The organism is Butyrivibrio sp. FCS014 (genome assembly GCF_000526935.1).
Lineage (GTDB): Bacteria > Bacillota > Clostridia > Lachnospirales > Lachnospiraceae > Butyrivibrio.
The window spans coordinates 731,045-750,885 of record NZ_JAHA01000019.1; the positions used below are offsets into that span (position 1 = coordinate 731,045).

Annotated in this window: 17 protein-coding genes; all 17 read right to left on the reverse strand. The window is 46.6% G+C overall.

The annotated features are described in order from the left end of the window. Positions 1–88 precede the first annotated feature (88 nt). A complete protein-coding gene (locus T456_RS0116120) occupies positions 89–1,219 on the reverse strand; it encodes a GGDEF domain-containing protein (protein ID WP_024867045.1) in 1,131 nt (376 codons plus the stop codon). Further along, positions 1,216–2,526, reverse strand: coding sequence for an ATP-binding protein (locus T456_RS0116125; protein ID WP_024867046.1), 1,311 nt, complete (start codon positions 2,524–2,526; stop codon positions 1,216–1,218). Before T456_RS0116125 ends, T456_RS0116120 begins: the two co-directional genes overlap by 4 nt. A gap of 34 nt (positions 2,527–2,560) precedes the next feature. Then, positions 2,561–3,265 carry a LytR/AlgR family response regulator transcription factor gene (locus T456_RS0116130; RefSeq protein ID WP_024867047.1) on the reverse strand — a complete coding sequence of 235 codons (705 nt, stop codon included), beginning with the start codon at positions 3,263–3,265 and terminating at the stop codon, positions 2,561–2,563. 82 nt (positions 3,266–3,347) lie between these two features. After that, complete coding sequence (locus T456_RS0116135; RefSeq protein WP_024867048.1) at positions 3,348–3,809, reverse strand: PH domain-containing protein; 462 nt, start codon at positions 3,807–3,809, stop codon at positions 3,348–3,350. A gap of 17 nt (positions 3,810–3,826) precedes the next feature. Beyond that, positions 3,827–5,194 carry a TrpB-like pyridoxal phosphate-dependent enzyme gene (locus T456_RS0116140; RefSeq protein ID WP_024867049.1) on the reverse strand — a complete coding sequence of 456 codons (1,368 nt, stop codon included), beginning with the start codon at positions 5,192–5,194 and terminating at the stop codon, positions 3,827–3,829. Between the two features lie 234 nt (positions 5,195–5,428). Then, positions 5,429–6,028, reverse strand: a complete 600-nt coding sequence (locus T456_RS20480; protein WP_035802258.1) for a GNAT family N-acetyltransferase — start codon at positions 6,026–6,028, stop codon at positions 5,429–5,431. A 130-nt stretch (positions 6,029–6,158) separates the two neighbouring features. After that, positions 6,159–7,979 carry a hypothetical protein gene (locus T456_RS0116150; protein WP_024867050.1) on the reverse strand — a complete coding sequence of 607 codons (1,821 nt, stop codon included), beginning with the start codon at positions 7,977–7,979 and terminating at the stop codon, positions 6,159–6,161. A 209-nt stretch (positions 7,980–8,188) separates the two neighbouring features. After that, positions 8,189–9,925 (reverse strand): GGDEF and EAL domain-containing protein, encoded by a 1,737-nt coding sequence (locus T456_RS20485; protein WP_024867051.1) that lies wholly within the window; start codon positions 9,923–9,925, stop codon positions 8,189–8,191. A gap of 47 nt (positions 9,926–9,972) precedes the next feature. Further along, complete coding sequence (locus tag T456_RS0116160) at positions 9,973–11,022, reverse strand: tetratricopeptide repeat protein (protein WP_024867052.1); 1,050 nt, start codon at positions 11,020–11,022, stop codon at positions 9,973–9,975. A 40-nt stretch (positions 11,023–11,062) separates the two neighbouring features. Beyond that, positions 11,063–11,440 (reverse strand): RidA family protein, encoded by a 378-nt coding sequence (locus tag T456_RS0116165; RefSeq protein WP_024867053.1) that lies wholly within the window; start codon positions 11,438–11,440, stop codon positions 11,063–11,065. A gap of 2 nt (positions 11,441–11,442) precedes the next feature. Then, positions 11,443–11,685 (reverse strand): hypothetical protein, encoded by a 243-nt coding sequence (locus tag T456_RS0116170; RefSeq protein ID WP_024867054.1) that lies wholly within the window; start codon positions 11,683–11,685, stop codon positions 11,443–11,445. Positions 11,686–11,693: 8 nt separating this feature from the next. Next, a complete protein-coding gene (locus T456_RS21620; RefSeq protein ID WP_024867055.1) occupies positions 11,694–12,683 on the reverse strand; it encodes a GDSL-type esterase/lipase family protein in 990 nt (329 codons plus the stop codon). A gap of 35 nt (positions 12,684–12,718) precedes the next feature. Further along, positions 12,719–13,969 carry an MBOAT family O-acyltransferase gene (locus T456_RS0116180; protein ID WP_242835998.1) on the reverse strand — a complete coding sequence of 417 codons (1,251 nt, stop codon included), beginning with the start codon at positions 13,967–13,969 and terminating at the stop codon, positions 12,719–12,721. A gap of 178 nt (positions 13,970–14,147) precedes the next feature. Beyond that, positions 14,148–15,566 carry a tetratricopeptide repeat protein gene (locus T456_RS0116185; RefSeq protein WP_024867057.1) on the reverse strand — a complete coding sequence of 473 codons (1,419 nt, stop codon included), beginning with the start codon at positions 15,564–15,566 and terminating at the stop codon, positions 14,148–14,150. A gap of 2 nt (positions 15,567–15,568) precedes the next feature. Then, positions 15,569–15,733, reverse strand: coding sequence for a hypothetical protein (locus tag T456_RS22880; RefSeq protein ID WP_035802265.1), 165 nt, complete (start codon positions 15,731–15,733; stop codon positions 15,569–15,571). Between the two features lie 9 nt (positions 15,734–15,742). After that, a complete protein-coding gene (locus tag T456_RS20500) occupies positions 15,743–17,122 on the reverse strand; it encodes a bifunctional folylpolyglutamate synthase/dihydrofolate synthase (RefSeq protein ID WP_081749128.1) in 1,380 nt (459 codons plus the stop codon). A 25-nt stretch (positions 17,123–17,147) separates the two neighbouring features. Further along, the gene (locus tag T456_RS0116200; RefSeq protein WP_024867058.1) at positions 17,148–19,820 is read right to left on the reverse strand and encodes a valine--tRNA ligase; all 2,673 of its coding nucleotides are present in this window, start codon (positions 19,818–19,820) and stop codon (positions 17,148–17,150) included. Between the last annotated feature and the right edge of the window lie 21 nt (positions 19,821–19,841).

Genomic DNA, 19,841 nt, shown 5'->3' on the forward strand with positions numbered 1-19,841 from the left:
ACGTACGCTACAACCATAGATTAACACGCAAAAAAAATCGTGCCGTTTTTGTCACAAACGGTACGATTTTTGTCCTGAACGGAATGTTTTATCTCTTGGCATGCTTCTGATTCTTCTCTTCATACATGTTGTCATCCATGCGCTTCAGGAAGTCATCCACTGTATCTTTTCCCGGTTCATAGATGGCATAGCCAAGGGAAAGAGACAGCTTATACTGCCTGTTCTCGGTCTCGTTGAACATGTTTACTTCATCCCTGATACTGTCAATTATGGCGTTCATCTCCCGGTCCGAAGTATTTTTGGCAAGGAGAATGAACTCATCTCCGGCAAATCTTGTAGCCACTACCTTGTCGGGCTTTGAGAGGCGAATAACCCTCGCCACATCAATAAGGGCCTCGTCACCGGTGGAATGTCCGTAGGTATCATTGATCTGCTTGAAATAGTCCACATCGATCATAATAGCGCCGATCTTGCTGCCAGGATCCTTAATAGCAGCATCCAGCTGATAGTCGAAATAGGCCCTGTTGTACATCCCGGTAAGTCTGTCTAGATAGGAAAACTCATTCTGCAGTGCCATATACATGGAAGTAAGTCCCACCGCCAGTGATACCCATATTAGAGAAACTCCGTAAAAGGTAGCCTGGAAAGCACATCCCAGAACCACAGGCAGAACCATCAGATACATGGGAAAGAACCTGACCTTTCCGTATCTTCTCTCGAAGCCTTTGATTATAAAGACGCTCAGTATCAGATATCCCGCATCAACTAAGTAATATACGTAGCTTAGGGGGAGTCTGTGATAAACATTCTGCTGATCAATATAATAGATAAGCGGAATAAAATTATTGAGGATAGCTATTATAACCATGATCTCAGCAGGTATCATGGCAAATCTGTAATACTTCCTGATCCTGCTTCTTGAGTGGTAAAGGCGAAGGTCTACATAAATACACCAGGAAGCAATAAACACCGGATTGGCGATAAAGCAGTAGGTATTCCCAAACATATTTATGAGCTTCATGAGAATTCCGGGCTTCCCATCCACATAGAAAGTCAGATAATCGACAATGCAGGCTATCAGTGTCAGTATTGTTATCACCGAAAAGAGCCTGACTTCCGGATGTTCGTCATCTGCTCTTCTTATGCGACTGCTTACAAGCATTGCGATCAGCAGTAAAGCTCCTATGTAATCTGATGTAGCAACAGCTACCATGTTCATGCGACGCCTCCCTGAGGAATCAGTATCTTAAGTTCGAACCAGTTTTTGTTCTGGCCGAAGGTTATAGTCCCGTGATATTTTTCGACAGTATAACGAATACTCTTTAGACCGAAACCGTGATTTCCTTTATCAGCTTTGGTGGTGACGGGATATCCGTTCTTCAGCTGGATCCGGTTTTCGGAATAATTGTTTATCTGGATCAGTACAAAGTTCTTTTTGGGAGAAACGGCGATATGAATCAGCCGCTTTTCCGGGTCTTCTATAAGCGTAACACTTTCTATCGCATTATCAAGCGCATTTCCGAAAATTGTACATATATCCGCAACGTGCATAAAATCAAGGACATTTCCGTCCGCAACGCAGGTTATCTTGATGTTATTGGCCCTGCAGCTCATCATCTTACCTGCGATCAGCGTATCCAGCACGCTGTTTCCGGTCTCCAGCTCCGGGCTGTAGGATTCCAGCTCATGCTCCATGGAGTCAACCCAGGCCTGGCGCTGCTCATCGCTCATGTCAGCCCGCAGCCCTGCTATCTGGTGTTTCAAGTCATGATACTTCATATTTATCATATCAAAAGTATCCTGATAATTCCTGTACTTTTCGTACTGGGCTTTGAGCATCGAATGGATATTATTCAGCTCTTTTTCCGCAAGAAACTCGCAGATACGACTTTGATACACGTAGAGGATCATGATACCCGCCAGATCCACCAGTGTCCTTATGTAGAAAACATCGGCTGTAACACCGGCAGAGAACGGGGTATTGCTCAAAATAAAACTCAGATTACTGAAGGCAAAAATCGAGGCAGCTATCAGGATTGCAGCCATCAGTTCACGGATGTTGATCTCAAGCTGCACAAGGCGCCTTGTGATGCCCTTTTCCATATAGTGAGCCCAGGTGAACACCAGGGCATACACAGCTACCAGAATAGCTCCCTGCAGGATTATCGACGGATTGATGCCCCTTGCAAAGTATGCCAGCTGCCACTCCAGGGATGCTGCAAATTCCGCCAGCAGAAAGGCCCTGGCGCAGTAGTATCCGATAACATTCCCGGTATCGTCACATACGATATACATGAAAAGATACATCAGCAAAACCGCAGCAAGCATACATGGAATCCAGAAGTAGATTGGCAGAGATTTCGTGAGCACAAGAAAAATGCTCTGCAGAATAATGGCCAGAACAGAAGCCACTGCAAATTCAAGATTCTTAAGCTTTCGCTTCAGCACCAGACAATAAGTCATACAGGCCATCCACTCTGCTATCGCCGTATATAGTCTTGGAATATCCGCGTACATGTTTTCCATCTAAAGTCCCACAAAATATATATACGTTACAGGGTCACAGACCGGCCATGTAATCGGTAAGTGCGTTCATGAAGTCATTTTTCCTGGCCCGGCTGATAAGAAGCTGCTTGCCCGCTATCTGGCAGCACCCCTTTTCAACGCCATCCACATATTTAAGGTTCACAAGGTAACCCTTGTTGCTTCTAAAGAAGTTGTACTGCGCCAGCTGAACCTCAAAATCCGAAAGCCTGGCTCTTATGGTAAATTCTCCGCCGCTGGTGTAGAAGTTTAAGTTGTGACCTTCGCTCTCTATATAGAAGATATTGTCAATATCCAGCTTTTTTACCCCGGAAGACATCTCTATTGTGATAATGTTCGTCTCGGACTTCCTGATCCTGCTTATGGCCCTCTCCAGCTTCTGGGAAAATGCAAAGTAGCTGACAGGCTTTAACACATAATCCAGAGCATCCACCTGATAGCCTCTGATGGCATAATTGGTCATATTTGTGATAAACATGATGACCACGTTCTGATCCAGCTTCCGGATCTCTTCCGCTGCGGTCATGCCGTCCATGAACTTCATCTCAATGTCCATGAGAATGATATCAAAGCTGCTATTGTAGCCGTTGGTGATCTCATCTCCGTCCCTGAATCTGGTGACATTGAACAGCGTGCCGCTCTCAATCTGATATTTATTCACAAACTCGGCCAGCTGCGCCGCGTATGAATCTTCATCTTCTACTATTGCGAGATTTATCATTCCTCTTCTCCTGCTAATAGTATTATTATACACTAAAAATCCGACACCTCGAAAGAAGTGTCGGATTGATATGTATATTTATTTAATTATCTATATGCCCTTCCAGATCGTCAATGCCGTCCACATCGTGGATGTCGCCGGCGCCAAAGCCGATGTTCTGCATGCTGACTGTCCTGCGACGGATACGTGCCGCCTCTGAAGCCTGAAGGATGAAGTCCTTGATCTCACGGCCATGCTTGATATTCTTCATAACAATAGTCCTGTCTGTTACGTCAGAAGTATAAAGAACTATGGTAGAAAGGCCGGCCATGCGCTGCCACAGAGTACTGGTAATCTCTACATCGCTGATCTTGTACATGTAGCAGTCGTTCTCCCTTGTGGTGAAGAACCCTTTGATTATGGTGAAATCATTTTCTCTTATCTCGTATTTGGTAAAGGTCCAGGGAAGGCCGAAAAGCAGCCATCTTGAGCGCTCACTGTACTTAAGATCGCCCTTGGATTCCTTGGATGCCGCATATTGCTCGGGATTTGCAATCTTTGCCATGTCGTTTACCCTCCTTATTACTCAACCTTGGGAAGTGTAGCAAAGGACTTCTGAAGCTCCTCATCAGTGGGAACGAAATCACTCATCTCGTGATCGTTGTACTTCTGATAAGCAACCATATCGAAGTATCCTGTTCCTGTAAGGCCGAATACGATGTTCTTCTCTTCGCCTGTCTCCTTGCATTTAAGCGCCTCATCGATGGCTACGCGGATAGCGTGGCTTGACTCGGGAGCGGGAAGGATACCCTCAACCCTTGCAAACATCTCAGCTGCCTCAAATACGGAAGTCTGCTCAACGCTTCTTGCTGTAAGGATTCCCTGATCGTAAAGCTCAGAAACAACGCTGCTCATACCATGATAACGAAGTCCGCCGGCATGGTTTGCTGAAGGAATGAATCCGCTTCCCAGAGTATACATCTTGGCAAGAGGACAAACCTTACCTGTATCACAGAAATCATATGCATATACGCCTCTTGTAAGGCTCGGGCAGGATGCGGGCTCGACAGCAACAATCTCGTAATTGTTCTCTCCGCGAAGGATCTCGCCGGCGAAAGGAGAAATAAGTCCGCCAAGGTTTGATCCGCCGCCTGCGCAGCCGATGATCATGTCAGCCTTGATGCCGTATTTATCGAGCGCTGCCTTGGTCTCAAGACCGATAACAGACTGATGAAGCAGTACCTGAGATAAAACGGAGCCCAAAACATAGCGGTATCCCTCCTGAGAAACAGCAGCTTCAACCGCTTCGGAGATGGCGCAACCAAGACTTCCTGTTGTTCCGGGGAACTCTGCGTTAATTCTGCGTCCAACCTCAGTCTCCATGGAAGGAGAAGGAGTTACCTTGGCACCATAGGTCCTCATAACCTCACGTCTGAAAGGCTTCTGCTCGTAAGAAACCTTAACCATGTATACCTGGCAGTCCAGGTCAAAATATGAACAAGCCATTGAAAGAGCTGTTCCCCACTGACCGGCACCGGTCTCTGTGGTAACACCCTTAAGGCCCTGCTTCTTGGCATAATAAGCCTGAGCAATGGCTGAATTAAGCTTGTGGCTTCCTGAAGTATTGTTTCCCTCAAATTTGTAATAAATATGGGCTGGGGTACCAAGCTTCTCCTCAAGGCAATAAGCCCTTACAAGGGGTGAAGGACGGTACATTCTGTAGAAGTTCCTGATTTCCTCAGGGATATCAATAAATCTTGAAGTATCATCCAGCTCCTGCTCAGCAAGCTCTTTGCAGAAAATGCCTGAAAGCTCATCCAGGGTAACCGGCTTTAATGTAGCGGGGTTAAGGATAGGCGCAGGTTTCTTCTTCATGTCGCCCCTTACGTTGTACCACTGCTTAGGCATTTCCGCTTCTTCAAGATAGATCTTGTATGGTATTTCGCTCATATAACTTCCCTCCAAATCTTGCTTGTACATGGGCCGGATTGGCCTTCAAAAGAGTTGCTCTCTCTGCGCTGATGGCTCATTGTCTTTTCCGACACCTATATACCATCATAGCTTGAATAAAGTCTTCGGTCAATGAAAATTTTATTGCTTTAACGTGGTGGAGTGGGCTGTCTCGTCACTCGCACGTAATGGAGCTTAATACCTTCGCTGATCAGGTGTACGGAACATATACATTTATCTGTCATTGACATGGTCACCGATCAGCTTCTCCATCCATACCATGTTGTACCATCTGCCAAATTTGTAGCCACACTTGTGGAACTCACCCACCATGCTGTATCCAAGCCTCTCGTGGAATTTCACGCTGTCAAAGGTAAGGTGCTCATCCTCTTCTTCCGGGTATCCGATGCAGGCGTTCAGGTTAAGGATTCCCTGAGCTTTCAGCCGCTTCTCCAGCTCCTTGTAGAGCATTCTTCCAATGCCGCCTCTTCGCAGGTCCTTATCAACATAGATAGTTGTCTCAACGCTGTACTGATAAGCCTCTCTATCCTTGAAAACACCCGCGTAGGCATAGCCGATGATCCTGCCATTACCGCTGTCTTCTTCATCCGGGGTTCCTGCAGTGACTTCATCGCTGTCCTTCTCCACTGCAACAATATACGGGTACTTCTTAAGGATATTCTCAATCCTGCCTCTGAATTCCTCCTCGGATGGCACATCATATTCGAAAGTAATTGCCGTGTCCGTCACGTAGTATTCGTATATCTTAAGCAACCCTGCCGCGTCATCAGGCGTAGCTGTGCGAATCGTAATAACCTTATCTGATTTGTTCATGCTGTCGTCTCTCGTATCCTTCATGTATTCAATTTACCCTTTCAAGCTAGTATAGCACTAATCATCAGAACGCAAAACGACTTTGAGATTTCTCTCAAAGCCGTCGCTAAAATCAACTATTCATATCGTCTCAAAGAATTATATATCCCAGCACTTTGGCAAGATTAAGGTAGCCGCAGTATCCGTCCTTATCAAGAAGGCTGCTGATATCGGTGCCTCTGGGGATGAATACTCTGATCTTCTGGCCATTGTAGGTGAAGATCAGCTCAATGTCGATATTTCCTTTTTCTGCAAAAGCCTGAAGCATCGCTGTATCGAGGCACGAAACTCTGTCGGTCTCAATTCGAAGAACACCGTCATCGGGAGTTGCTGCAATGTTCTCTATGATCGCATCCTTCATCTGAGCAGGTGTGATCTCTGTAAGGTTGAGACTGACCACTCTTGCGGGAGTTACTGCATCTGCTGCATCTTCTGTCACTACAGGAGCTGCCATAGAACCATCTGTAACCACGATGGGCTGAGGATCAGCTTCGCCCTCTGTCTCAACATTAACCGTCTCACCTGTGGCATCCTCTATGGTCTTCTTAAGAATATAGAGATCCAGACCTCCAAAACAGCCTTCCTTCAATCTGACTGTATAGGTCCCGTCTTCATTCCTGGTGATTACAGCAGCCTGGCTTCCTTTAAGATAATAGCCATCCTTAACAGTTACTGTAGCAGACTCGCTGCTCTTTATGGTCTTCTGATCTGTTAATCCGGGATGAGTATTGGCCTCAACTTCCCCTGCCTTATCGCCGTCATGGACCTTAATAATATAATTGATGGCATTTAAAATATAGCCTATCTGCTCTGCTTTATCTTCGTTGGATAAGGACTCTCCGCCGATACCTACTATATGATCCTTGTCTTTAGCTTCAAGTTTATAAACTACTATAACGGTCTCACCGGCGTTGTCGTCTGTATCTGCCTCGGACTCATCATCCGAATCATCCTGCTCCTCTGAGTCTTCCGAGTCATTAGAGTTTTCCGGATTTAATTCAGGGGGATAGAAATACAATGCATAGCCGTAATCATTATCCTTACCTGTTGCCTTTACGGTGCCGTCCACAACAACATAATAGTCACCGTTTCTATATGACATGTCCATGCCTACGCCGATATAATCCGCTGTAACATCACCATTTACTATTGCTGTACCGCTGCCTTCATATATGACAACGCCGCTTTCTCTGGTGGTAATATTGCCATTTACAATAGCTGTGGCATCATTTCCTACCACAACGCCATTTCTTATGATCCTTGAATCGCTTCCTTCCGGAATGCCCTTTTTATTGTCGCAGATATTTCCTCCGACTGTAACCGTTGCTTCGTCGTCACTCCAGACTCCCACCGCAGCGGAGGTCACGTCGCCTGCAACAGTAACTGCAGTCCCTTTACCGGATGCATTCACGCCTTGGTCTACGCCAAAGACTTTTCCGCCAACAATGACCTTTGATCCCTCAAAAGCACCAATGCCCGTCTTCCATGCTTCTACATCCCCGGTGATATTTACAACAGAGCCGTCGTCTGCCAGGATTCCGCCGGCATTGGAAATAACGTCGTTACCGACTGTAACCTTGCCTCCCTGTTTATTAGTACCACCAGAGCCATTGTTGATCGCCACAACAGCATAGCTTGTTTGAGTCTGGTCATAGATTTCCTGATGATTTACACTTCCGCTGACAGAAACTTCACCGCCATTTACGGCTCCTACAGCGCACTCCGCCGTACCTTCGTAGTTCACATCACCTGCAACCTCAACTCTTTCAGGCCCCTTAACACCGGTTCCATCCGCTATCACAGGGGGCTGAATCTGATCATCATTAGCAAGGGAAGTAACAGATGTCATGGATACTACCATGGCAAAAGAAACAACGGCAGAAATTACCTTGAGTGACTTGTTTTTATACATAAGCAGAACTCCTTTTCTTTTTATGTTTAACAACTGAACAATGCCACTTAATATAACTACATTTTGCCAGGTAAAATCAATGTTGATTAACTTAAATAAATGTAAACAATAAATAAAGCCGGAAGTTTAGCGGGCATCGCGTATGCACCGCCATCAGCTTCCGGCCTCTTATCTGCTATTACTTATCTGTTACCTCTTATCTTCTCTTCTTACTCCTCCACCTTCTCCCAGGTAAGTCCCTTGGCCTCGGTGCTGCGTCTTGTTTCCTCCATAGGCATGGGCTTACCAAAGAAGTATCCTTGCGCCCTCTCGCATCCTATATCCTTAAGGAAATTATAGTGCTCCTCGGACTCCACGCCCTCACAAAGTGGCGATACACCCATAGCCTTGGCAGCCTTCACAACGTAAGTTATAACCTTACCTGTGCGCTCGTTTCTGGCATAGCTTCTAAGGAATACCATATCCAGCTTAAGTACATCGAAATTGTACTCGGCAATGGTATTGAGAGATGAATAGCCGCTTCCGAAATCATCGATCCAGATATGATAACCCATTTCTCTCATCCGGTTACATTCAGCTTTGATATAACCTATATTCTCGCTTACCGCGCTCTCGGTGATCTCAAGATCCAGCATGTTTCTGGGAACATCATATTCCTCACGGGTAGCCTCAACTATATTGAAGATATCGCACAGTTCAAAGTCCATCCTGGAAATGTTGATGGATATGGGCACCAGAGCCTCCCCTGCCTCTCTAAGGGCACAGTAATCCTGGCAAACCTTCTTTACCACAAAGCTGTCCACAAGATGGATCAGATGATACTGCTCAAGAGTTTCTATAAATTCTCCCGGAGAAAGCATTCCCGCCTTGGGATCAAGCCATCTAACCAGTGCCTCGTAGCCGCAGATCTCACCGGTGGCCACTCTGATAACAGGCTGGTAAAAGACCTTGATGTACTCATTCTCTATTGCTTCTTCCACATGGTCGATAACAAACTGCTGACGCCTTAGATCGTCCCTTAAAAGCTCGTCATAGATGCAGTAGTTAACGTCATGTCTGTTCTTGATGCTGTTGCAGGCAAGACGGGCATGGTCGCAGGCAAGACCCACTTCAGCCCTTCTGTCATCAAGATAGTAGATTCCCGCTTTCATCCTTACTCGCTTATTGACGTCGGGACTCTGCAGAAGGATCTTATATACATTCTCTACCTTCTTCACTATATCGTCCTGATCTCCGGTTGAGCATACAACGAAGTGATCATCCGAAAATCTGGAAATGATTGCATTCTCAAAGGTATTGATCAGAGCCTTTGCCAGATCGCACAACAGCTCATCTCCAAGTACGAAGCCGTTTCGCTCGTTAAACAATTTGAAATTAGGTATATCAAAATGGATAAATGAGATCTCTTCCCTCCAGCTTTCAGGCGATGCCAAAAAGGCCTGAACCCGCTGGTAGAAGAAAGACATATTCAGAAGCCCCGTAAGGCCGTCAGTTTCCTGACTTGCAGACAGAATCTCTGCTTCCGCCAAAGAATTGCGGTTTTTGTTCTGATATTCGTTCTGGTCCACGTCCACGATAAAGACGTAGAAATAGCTCTTTCCGTTAAAGGCATGCATAAGATGACCGAAGTCCTCTACATAATGCACTTCACCCTGTTTGTTTACGATGCGGTAGCGGACATAGTCATGTCTCTTTTCCCCAAACAGGGTCTGAGCCTGGATCTGGTTCTCGATCTTGTGAAGATCGTCGGGATGTACCATACCCTTGAAGGTTCCGCCGACATGTTCAATAAATTCCTCATAGGAATCACACCCAAACATACTTACTATGTTGGGCTCGGCAAAAACGATCTTCTCGTCGCCTCCCGCTTCGTAGATAAAGAATCCCCCCGGAAGATCCAAAGGAATCACACCATTAGTCACGGTACTGAAATACTCTTTTCTCATAGGTCACCTCACTGTTCCCAAGTGCAATGAATGGTTACCGCTGCCTCTCACCTTGTGGAGAGGAAAATATTCTCCCTGACTGCTTTTTCATCGTCCGAATAAGTAGACAGATATGTCTCCATAAGCGATGAAGCTGTTTCAAAATCTCCCATATATTCATAGGCCGTTATCTTATTCATCATAAGGGCCTGTTGAAGCGCTTTGTCCTCCAGTGCAAGACCGGATTCAAAGGAAGCTACCGCTCCCTGATAATCGCCCTGTCTTATCTGACACATTCCCAGCTGATTGAAAACAAGCGCACTGGTAGGGTCCTCATTAAGATAGGTCTTATATACACTTATTGCATAATTGTAGTCGCCCTGTTTCTCGCCGGTCTGTCCCAGCATTACCACCACAGGCTCTTTTTCCTGGTTGCGCTCGTTCCTTGCAGCCTCAAGATAGCTCTGGGCGTCGGCATTGTTCCCCAGGTAAAAAGACATCTGCCCCTTTTCAAAGTTGGTCATAAAGTCCGAGCCGTTGTCCATGGCCTTCTGCAGGATGGAAATTCCCTCGTCCTCATATCCGTTCTCCGCAAGGGACTTATAGATCAGAATGATGGTGGCATAGTCCTTGGGATTCATGGCGATAGCCTTTGAAAAATCCGAATATCCTGCATCATGATCCCCCGAGGCCAGCTCCGCCGTTCCCCTTAGATAATAGGCTGCGCTGTCCTTGCCCTTCAGGGCGATGATGGCATCGTACACCTCCTTGGCCTTGGTAAACTCACCGCGCTTGATGAATGCATCCGCAAGGTAGTAGTTGGTGTCAAAGTCCATATCGTCCACAAGCCCGTTATCGGAGGCAAGGGAAGACATCAGCTCGTCTACGGCAGCATCATACTCGCCGCTGTAAAGATAGGCGATTCCTCTTCCCCTGTGTATAAGGGTCATATCCTCGCCGTTCTCCTCAGCAGCAGTAAAGCTGTCTAAAGCGTTCTGATACTCGTGACTCTCAATGTACGAAAAACCTGAGTCTATATTATGTCTGCCGGCAAGGCTCCCGCAGCCTCCCAGCAAAAAAGTCGTTAAAAAGAGCGCAATGACCACTCTGTACTTCATTCAAACACTCCCCCTTAAGTAATCGCGCTAAAATTGCGTTTTACCCAAGGTATGCTATTACTTCCACCTCGCAAAGTACGTTTCTGGGCAGCTGCTTAACTGCAACGCAGCTTCTGGCAGGCTTGCCTGTAAAGTACTTCTCATAAACCGCATTAAATGCAGAAAAATCAGCCATCTCAGCTAAATAGCAGGTAGTCTTTACAACGTGCTCATAGTCTGTTCCGGCCTCTTTAAGGATCTCGCCGATATTCCTGCAAACCACGTCTGCCTGATCGGTTATGGTGTTTGTATCAATTTCTCCGTCTGCGGGGTTAATGGGAATCTGTCCTGATGCAAAAAGAAATCCCCCTGCCTTGATGGCCTGTGAATAAGGTCCAATTGCTGCAGGTGCCTTATCTGTAGAAATATACTCCAACATGATCATTCCTCCTCACTGTCGAAAACGGCAGTCACATAGAACCCCCTGTCGTTCTCCTCAACCTTGGTGACGACCCCGTTTCTCTCCAGCATTCTCTCCCTGAAGGGAAAATTACCTGACATAGCCAGTGACGGGTCAATTGTGTAGTAATAGTTACTTGGCAGAACGCCTTCCGTAACATGCACAGGATCACCCTCGTGAAGCAATCCCGGACGTTCCATTTTAAAAATCATTTCCCTAGACATTTATTTTATCACCTTATTATTCCATTATGAAGTAAAAACTCGTGCCATCTCTCATAGGAAGAAGCCTTAAGATGGACATCGTCAAAGGTCAGGCTGTCGTCGAGATTTCCCTCTCCGTCGTCCACCGCTTCGTTCATATCAATGTAAAAGATATCGTGGTTATCCGCCAGCTCTGCAATGGCCGCATTTCTGGCGTCGATGTTGCCGTTGTTAAAGAACTTGTCCACGCTGCTCTTGGCCTTGGTAACATGCATGATGCCCTGGATATAGATAATGGCATCCGGCTGCAGCTCCCTTATCTTGTCTATAACTTCGCTGTAGGCATTTTTGAAGTACTCCTCATTGCCCGTTCCGATCTCGTTGATGCCAAGCATGATGTAGATTTTGCCGTACTGCTGCTTGGTAAGTGCTTCCTCCAGATTCATCTTGCCGTCATCGGTCTTTATGAAATCCTTGGTCATGCAGTCATAGATCGTCAAAGAAACTTTAGCATAAAAGGTAGCTCTTGTATCCAGCGCTTCGCAGTACTCGGACAGTCCCACGGTTCTGGAATCTCCGATGAAAAGCGCGTCCGTAAAGTAGTCATCATCAACGTCGGTAAACTCGTAAACCTCATCTTCGGCGCTGTTGCCGGAGACATCAAAGGTCCCGTCGTTTCCTGATAAGTCAAAAGAGCTGTTTCCGGAAATATCAGCATCTTCCTGCTGTACTTCCTCTGGGGAGCTCTCATTTGAAGCGCCATCACCCGGCTCGCTTTCCTCTTCCGGCGGTATTTCCTCAGTGCTTAAGGATTCATCAGGCTCTTCTCCCGTGGTCCAGGGATAGATCCCCATGGAAGCGGCCTTGAAAACCCTGGCAATGGCCGGCTCATCAGGTCCCTCGTCCCCGCTTCCCACATCTGCGTAGGCGGTGTCCTTAAAGGCAAAGGAAATGACCGATAAAATTATCGCGGTTGTCCCGATCCCCACAAGAAGGGGACAGTCTCTTAACAGTTTCATTAACACACTCCAAAGCCTCTTTTCAAGGCTTTAACTTAGAATTTAAAATACATGAACGGATTTCCCGAAGCATTGGACAGGCTGAAAATGCATGCCCAGAACAGGAAAAACCAGATTATCGTAAATGCCACATGCCTTCTGTGATTCTCCCAGAATTTGAAAACTCCCGGGATAAGAAGGATAAGCCCGGGCAAAAGAACGCTCCAGTAAACCGACAGCTTTTTTATCACATCCGCATCATTGACGGCAATTCCGGTCCCGAAGAACGGGAACAGTCTTGCAAAATATTCAGCCAGCATGAATCTGTCTGAAATGGCAAATATAACCCAGGTAAGGGGGATGAGCACAAGAACGTTGAAGTGTCCTATGAATCTTCCGATCTTCCGGGGAAGGAATCTGAATACAAGATATTTCTCGCAGACAATGATGGCAAAGAGCACAAGGCCCCAGAGAATGAAGTTCAGGTTGACTCCGTGCCAGAAGCCTGTAACAAGCCATACAACCAGGAGGTTAAGGAAGGTTCTTCCCTCTCCCTTTCTGCTGCCGCCCATGGGAATATAGATGTAATCCCTGAACCAGGACCCAAGGGTAACATGCCATCTTCTGTAGAATTCGGATACGCTGCCGGACCCGTAAGGGTGGTCAAAGTTAAGTACGAAGGGAAATCCCAGCATGATGCCCACTCCGGCCGCCATAAGGGAATATCCCCAGAAATCGAAGTACAGCTCCAGCGAATAGGTAACAGCACCGAGCCAGGCAAGAGGTGTTGAAATGCTCTCATAGCCTATGGTACCGATCTCCTTCCAGAGCATTGCAAGGTGATCTGCCAGAAGTACTTTCATGGCAAGACCTGCAACAAAATAAAGAAGTCCGTCCTCAAGTGCCACAAGAATACCGCGCAGCTTCTTTCTTCCTGAAGCATGTCCGGCTTTGCCTTCCGTATCAGTCAGCATCTTATTCTTTTCATAATCCTCAAAGCGCATGATAGGTCCGGAGACCAGCTGAGGGAACATGCAAAAATAAGCGGCAACATCCTTAAATGCAGCATCCGCCTTCACTCTGTCCCTGTAAACATCCGCCTGATAGGAAATCATCTTGAAAATATAGAAGCTTATGCCCACCGGCAAAAGACTGCTGTCAACATATTGTCCAAGGATCTTGAATTCCACCAGCATAAGCGCATCGATGAGAACTATAAAGATAAGCATGGACCTGCTCTTTTCGCCTGACTGCGTCCGGGCAAAAAGGAAGTTGACAATCACGGCTCCTGCAAGAGCAGGAACCATCCTAAGATCCCCCACCGCGTAAAACAAAAGACTCCCAAGTAAAAGAGTCCATGTTCTAAACCTGGAAGGGGTAAGATAAAAAGCTATGACAAAAACAGGCAAAAACCTGAAAATAAAATTTAAATCCGAAAAATTTATCATTTCCCCACTGACTTTTCCATAAACCGGTCACAGCCCGTCAGTTGCCGGAGTTGTTGATCTCCGCCAGCTTGGTCTGGGCACCCTGAGCACTCTTGGTATCAGGAAACTGTGTGACCACCTCATCAAATATTTCTTTTGCTTTATCTGTATTGCCGCTGGAGTAATAAGCATTGCCCAGGTAATACAGTGTATTAACGTTGGTATTGTCGTACTGATAAGCCTTTGCAAGATTTGCAATGGCTGTCTCATAATCCTCTGCCTTGTAGGCATCATAGCCGGTACTGTAGTAGTTGGCTGCAAGGCTCGGACCTACTTTTCCCATAAGGAAACTGTAGAGGGATGTAAACTCCTCCGAAACATCTCCGCTTATGGCATCAAGGTCAAGTTTATCAAGAGCCTCCACCATTCCTTCGATATTACCGGGGTCTTCCATGTATATGTTTACCGCCTTCATAAGGCTGTTCATGGCTGCAGATGTGGAATCCACGCCCTCATAATCGGTAACCTGTGTACGAAGCTCTTCTATCTCAGACTCCAGGGATGCAATCTTCTGCTCATTCTCATTGATCTGAGCCGACTTGGAATCAGACTCCTCGCTGATCCTGGCAATCTTCTCCTGGCTGTCAGAGTTCACCGTCTGTATCCTCTGAGGGAGGATAAGGAAACATGTGACAGCAACGCCCAGAACCAGTCCCAGAAGTATTCCCCATACCGAGTTGCTCCTGGTGATGGCTGACTTCTTAACCGGCTGGATTATCATCTCATTGCCGCTGTTGTATCTTATAACATCATCACTTTCGGACGCAGCAATATCGGATACCAGTTTGCCGCTCTCACCCGGAAGGAGCATACTGTCCGCTTCCTTGAGATATCTTTTGGCGATAACATTTCCGGTATCCAGCTTAAGAGCCTTCTGTGATTCTACTTTTGCCTTGTCCCAATTGCCGTTATTGAGATGTAAAAGAGCAAGTAAAAGATGTGCTTTTATAAATCCGGAGTTTAACTGAAGCACCTTCTTGAGCTGTATCACAGCCAGATCAAGGCTTCCCTGCTGGCAATAATTCAGCGCAATATTAAACTTTTTGATGGTCTGGTTTACACTCTCAAGACGTGATGGGTTGTTGCGCACCATGTCCATATATCCGTCGGCGATATTGTTATCAGTGCTGAGATTCTTGCTGATAACCCACTCCGAAAGGGCAGGTACTACCTCACCTGTCTCATAATAAACCAGTCCCAGAAGATTTCTTGCATCTATATTGTTCTTATCGAGCTTAAGGCTCTGTCTTAAAGACTTGATCGCTCCCGACAGATCGCGGACCCTGGCCTTTTCAAGGCCGTCATTGTAGTACCAGTTGGACATACTTACCAGTTTCTTGTAGATCCTAACCCTTGTTCCGCATCCGGGACATATATCCTTATCGTTTAACTGTGCTCCACAGCGAAAACATTTCATTGTTACTTGGTCCTCTTTGCAGTATCTGCCTCTTCTTTTGCTTCCTTAAGAAGCTTCACCAGAACATCCGACATGTCGTCCAGATCTCTGTTGTAGATAATATCTTCCGCATCCTGTATTTCAAGGCTGGGTTTGAATTTCTTAAGTTCCTCTTCAAAATTTAACATAGCATTCCTCTAAACCAGTGACTTGATCTCTCCGGCAAGATAAAGCGATCCGCCGGCGAATACCAGGTCTTTGGATTTCCTCATGGTTATGATGTCTGTTACGGCATCTCTTACATTGCTGTAATACTTGATAGGCAGCCCGATGATACCAAGTTCGTCCTTGCTGTCCTCAAAGGCTATCTTGAGATCGGATACGGATACCGAGCGCTCCGTTGCAAGTGCAGACACAAAAATAGCTTCAAACTGCCGGCTCTTTAAGATTCTGAGGATCATATCCTTGTATTCCTTGTCTCCGACAACGCCAAACAGCAAAAGCTTCCTGCCTTCGCACTCAATCTGACTGATACTGTCAAGAAATGCATCGATACCGTCAAGGTTATGAGCTCCGTCCACATAGATTCCCGGACGTATCTCTTCCATCCTGCCTTCCCACTTGGCGGCAAGAAGTCCTTGTCTAATCTCAAGTTCCGAGATCCTTACTCCCAGATCCCTTAAAACCTCGAGACATGTCACTGCCACAGCGCCGTTTTCCGCTTGGTATCTGGCTTCCGTAGCAAGTTTCAGGTCGGCATATTTATCATATAGGGAATTATATGAAAAAGCAATGCATTTGTTGCCCGCGTCATCCCTTGAAAGCTCCACGTTCTCTATGTTTCTGCTCTCTACGGGGATAGCCCTGCAATTCAGTTCCAGAGCCCTCTGCTTGATGATCTGCGTACTCTCCGGTCTCTTGTCAAAAAATACTACGGGGACGCCGGGTTTTATGATACCGGCCTTCTCCGCTGCGATATCCTCAATGGTAGTCCCGAGGTATTGCATATGATCATAGCCTATCTCTGTAATGACCGTAAGCAAAGGCTTCTCCACCGAGTTCGTGGCATCGAGCCTTCCGCCCAGTCCTGTCTCAAGGATCAGGAAATCCACGGGATATACGTCATAAAGCATCATGGCAACAAAAAACAGAAGCTCGAAGTTCGTGGGAAAATATCCCTCTTTGCCAAACTCACTAATACGCCTTAAGGTCTCCTGAAATACCTCGACAAAGACGCCCTCACTGATGGGTTTACCGTCGATGGCAAATCTCTCGTTGAGTTTAACAAGATGAGGAGATGTAAACATTCCCACGGAATAGTCCGCCTTAACAAGAGCCGATGAGATATAACTGCACACCGACCCTTTTCCGTTAGTTCCAGCCACATGTATTATTGGTATGTTTCTTTCGGGGGCTCCCAGGAAATCCAAAAATTCCCTGGTAGTCTCCGGGCCATGCTCATCAGTGAATCCCGGCACTTTGTTAAGAAGCGCCTCACACTCCTCCATGGTGATCTTTTCACCATTGTCGGAGCGGGTAAGGAATTCACTGACAGCCTGCTGTAAATTCTCGTCCATAAAACCGTCCGTTACCGCGCAGAGATCACTTTGTAAGCTGAGCAAGACGCTCTGTGATCTGATCGTAAGTCTGCTGGTATTTCTGCTGTTTTTCTTTTTCCTCTGCGATCTTGTCTGCAGGAGCCTTTGACAGGAACTTCTCATTGCTGAGCATGTTCTGTGATCTCTTGAGCTCTCCCTCAAGCTTCTTCTGCTCTTTGGTAAGACGCTCTATCTCTGCTGCGATATCAACAAGATCAGAGAAAGGAATATATACTGTCGCATCAGGCAGCACTACGGAAACCGCATCATCAGCAATTCCGTCCTTGCCGCTCTGGCAAACTGATTCCGAAGCATAAGCCAGTGACTCAAAGAAGAGTCTTGAAGAACTGAAGATATCCAGAACTTCGCTGTTATCGCTTACTACGAATACCTTGGCCTTTCTTGAAGGAGCTACGTTCATCTGTGTTCTTACGTTACGGATGCCGCGAACTGCCTCCTTGATGGTCTCAATGGCCTTCTCATCCTCTTCGAAGTTCCACTCATCCTTATATACAGGCCAGTCAGAGATCATAATGGACTCTTCTTCGTCCTGAAGAGTACAGAAAATCTCCTCTGTGATGAAAGGCATGTAAGGATGAAGGAGCTTAAGTGCATTTATAAGAACTGTCTGCAGAGTCCACAGAGCTGCCTCATGGGATGCTGCGTCGTCTGAGTTGTAAAGACGGGGTTTAACCATCTCAATGTACCAGTCGCAGAACTCATCCCAGATAAAGTCGTATACCTTCTGAACAGCGATTCCAAGTTCGAACTTGTCCATGTTCTCGGTAACTTCCTTAATGGTCTTATTGAGCTTGGAAAGTATCCACTTATCAGCCTTCTCAAGATTTGCCGGCATAGGCTGGTGAATAGCGGAAGGTGCATTCTCCGCCATGTTCATCATGATGAACCTTGATGCATTCCATACCTTATTGGCAAAGTTACGGCTGTTCTCAACTCTCTCATTGTAGAAACGCATGTCGTTTCCGGGAGCATTACCTGTCACGATGGTAAGACGCAGGGCATCAGCACCGTAGTTCTCGATAACCTCCAGAGGATCGATACCGTTTCCTAAGGATTTACTCATCTTCCTGCCCTGGGAATCCCTGATAAGACCATGGAAAAGAACTGTCTTGAAGGGGTAGGTTCCCATCTGCTCATAGCTTGAGAAGATCATTCTGATAACCCAGAAGAAGATGATGTCATAGCCGGTAACAAGTACGTCTGTAGGGAAGAAGTACTTAAGTTCCCTGGTGTCATGAGGCCATCCGAGGGTCTCGAAAGGCCACAGGGCTGATGAAAACCAGGTATCCAGTGTATCGGGATCCTGTGTAAAGTGGGTGTGGCCGCACTTAGGGCATACAGCCGGTGTCTCTTTTGCCACAACAACTTCACCGCACTTATCGCAGTAATATGCGGGAATCCTGTGTCCCCACCAGAGCTGTCTTGAAATACACCAGTCTCTGATATTATCTGTCCAGTTGTAATAGATCTTGTCCATTCTCGGAGGGATAAGCTTGATCTCGCCCTCTTTAACAGCCTTAACTGCGGGCTTGATGAGCTCGTCCATCTTAACGAACCACTGAGCCTTGATCATGGGCTCTACGGTTGTATGGCAGCGGTCATGGGTTCCAACGTTGTGAGAATAATCCTCGATCTCAACAAGAAGACCCATCTCCTCAAGTTCCTTAACGATGGCTTCTCTGCACTCGTATCTGTCCATGCCCTCAAACTTGCCGCCGTTGGCATTGATGGTGGCATCGTCATTGAGGATATTAACCTCGGGAAGATTGTGACGCTTTCCTACCTCGAAGTCGTTAGGGTCGTGAGCGGGTGTGATCTTAACCACGCCGGTACCGAATTCCATATCTACATAGCTGTCCTCTACAATAGGAAGCTCTCTGTTAACAATAGGTAAAAGAACCTTCTTGCCCCTGTAGTCCTTGTATCTGTCATCCTCGGGATTTACCGCTACAGCAGTATCGCCGAGCATGGTCTCGGGACGGGTTGTTGCAAACTCAATGAACTTTGTTGTGGAAACAGAGCCGTCATCCTCGATAAGAGGGTACTTGATGTGCCAAAGATGGCCAGCCTGCTCCTCGTACTCAACCTCAGCATCCGAAATGGAGGTCTTACAAACAGGACACCAGTTTACAATTCTGCTGCCCTTATAGATATAGCCTTTCTCGTGCATCTTGAGGAAAACTTCGGTAACTGCTTCGTTACATCCCTCATCCATGGTGAAACGCTCTCTGTCCCAGTCGCAGGAAGAGCCCAGTTTCTTAAGCTGGGAAACGATGGTTCCGCCGTACTCCTTCTTCCACTCCCAGGCCTTCTCAAGGAATTTCTCTCTTCCGAGCTCTCTTTTGTCTATTCCCTGTTTCTTGAGCTCATTAGTGATCCTGACCTCGGTAGCAATGCTGGCGTGGTCTGTTCCGGGCTGCCAGAGTGCATTGTAGCCCTGCATTCTCTTCCATCTGATAAGGATGTCCTGAAGGGTCTGGTCAAAGGCATGACCCATGTGGAGCTTACCTGTGATGTTTGGCGGCGGGATAACAATGGTAAAGGGTTTCTTGGTCTCATCAACCTCTGCGTGGAAGTACTTCTTCTCCTCCCACTTGGAGTAGAGACGACCCTCTATATCCTTTGGATTATAGGTTTTTTCTAGTTCTTTTTTCATAATTGTCTCCTTATAAAACGG

Excerpts from the sequence above, each read along its gene's own strand:
- T456_RS0116130 (WP_024867047.1), bottom strand. The coding sequence starts at position 3,265 with ATGATAAATCTCGCAATAGTAGAAGATGAAGATTCATACGCGGCGCAG.
- T456_RS0116135 (WP_024867048.1), bottom strand. The coding sequence starts at position 3,809 with ATGGCAAAGATTGCAAATCCCGAGCAATATGCGGCATCCAAGGAATCC.
- T456_RS20485 (WP_024867051.1), bottom strand. The coding sequence starts at position 9,925 with ATGAGAAAAGAGTATTTCAGTACCGTGACTAATGGTGTGATTCCTTTG.
- T456_RS0116160 (WP_024867052.1), bottom strand. The coding sequence starts at position 11,022 with ATGAAGTACAGAGTGGTCATTGCGCTCTTTTTAACGACTTTTTTGCTG.
- T456_RS0116165 (WP_024867053.1), bottom strand. The coding sequence starts at position 11,440 with ATGTTGGAGTATATTTCTACAGATAAGGCACCTGCAGCAATTGGACCT.
- T456_RS0116170 (WP_024867054.1), bottom strand. The coding sequence starts at position 11,685 with ATGTCTAGGGAAATGATTTTTAAAATGGAACGTCCGGGATTGCTTCAC.
- T456_RS0116120 (WP_024867045.1), bottom strand. The coding sequence starts at position 1,219 with ATGAACATGGTAGCTGTTGCTACATCAGATTACATAGGAGCTTTACTG.
- T456_RS0116185 (WP_024867057.1), bottom strand. The coding sequence starts at position 15,566 with ATGAAATGTTTTCGCTGTGGAGCACAGTTAAACGATAAGGATATATGT.
- T456_RS20480 (WP_035802258.1), bottom strand. The coding sequence starts at position 6,028 with ATGAACAAATCAGATAAGGTTATTACGATTCGCACAGCTACGCCTGAT.
- T456_RS0116125 (WP_024867046.1), bottom strand. The coding sequence starts at position 2,526 with ATGGAAAACATGTACGCGGATATTCCAAGACTATATACGGCGATAGCA.
- T456_RS0116200 (WP_024867058.1), bottom strand. The coding sequence starts at position 19,820 with ATGAAAAAAGAACTAGAAAAAACCTATAATCCAAAGGATATAGAGGGT.
- T456_RS22880 (WP_035802265.1), bottom strand. The coding sequence starts at position 15,733 with ATGTTAAATTTTGAAGAGGAACTTAAGAAATTCAAACCCAGCCTTGAA.
- T456_RS20500 (WP_081749128.1), bottom strand. The coding sequence starts at position 17,122 with ATGGACGAGAATTTACAGCAGGCTGTCAGTGAATTCCTTACCCGCTCC.
- T456_RS0116150 (WP_024867050.1), bottom strand. The coding sequence starts at position 7,979 with ATGTATAAAAACAAGTCACTCAAGGTAATTTCTGCCGTTGTTTCTTTT.
- T456_RS21620 (WP_024867055.1), bottom strand. The coding sequence starts at position 12,683 with ATGAAACTGTTAAGAGACTGTCCCCTTCTTGTGGGGATCGGGACAACC.
- T456_RS0116180 (WP_242835998.1), bottom strand. The coding sequence starts at position 13,969 with ATGGTTCCTGCTCTTGCAGGAGCCGTGATTGTCAACTTCCTTTTTGCC.
- T456_RS0116140 (WP_024867049.1), bottom strand. The coding sequence starts at position 5,194 with ATGAGCGAAATACCATACAAGATCTATCTTGAAGAAGCGGAAATGCCT.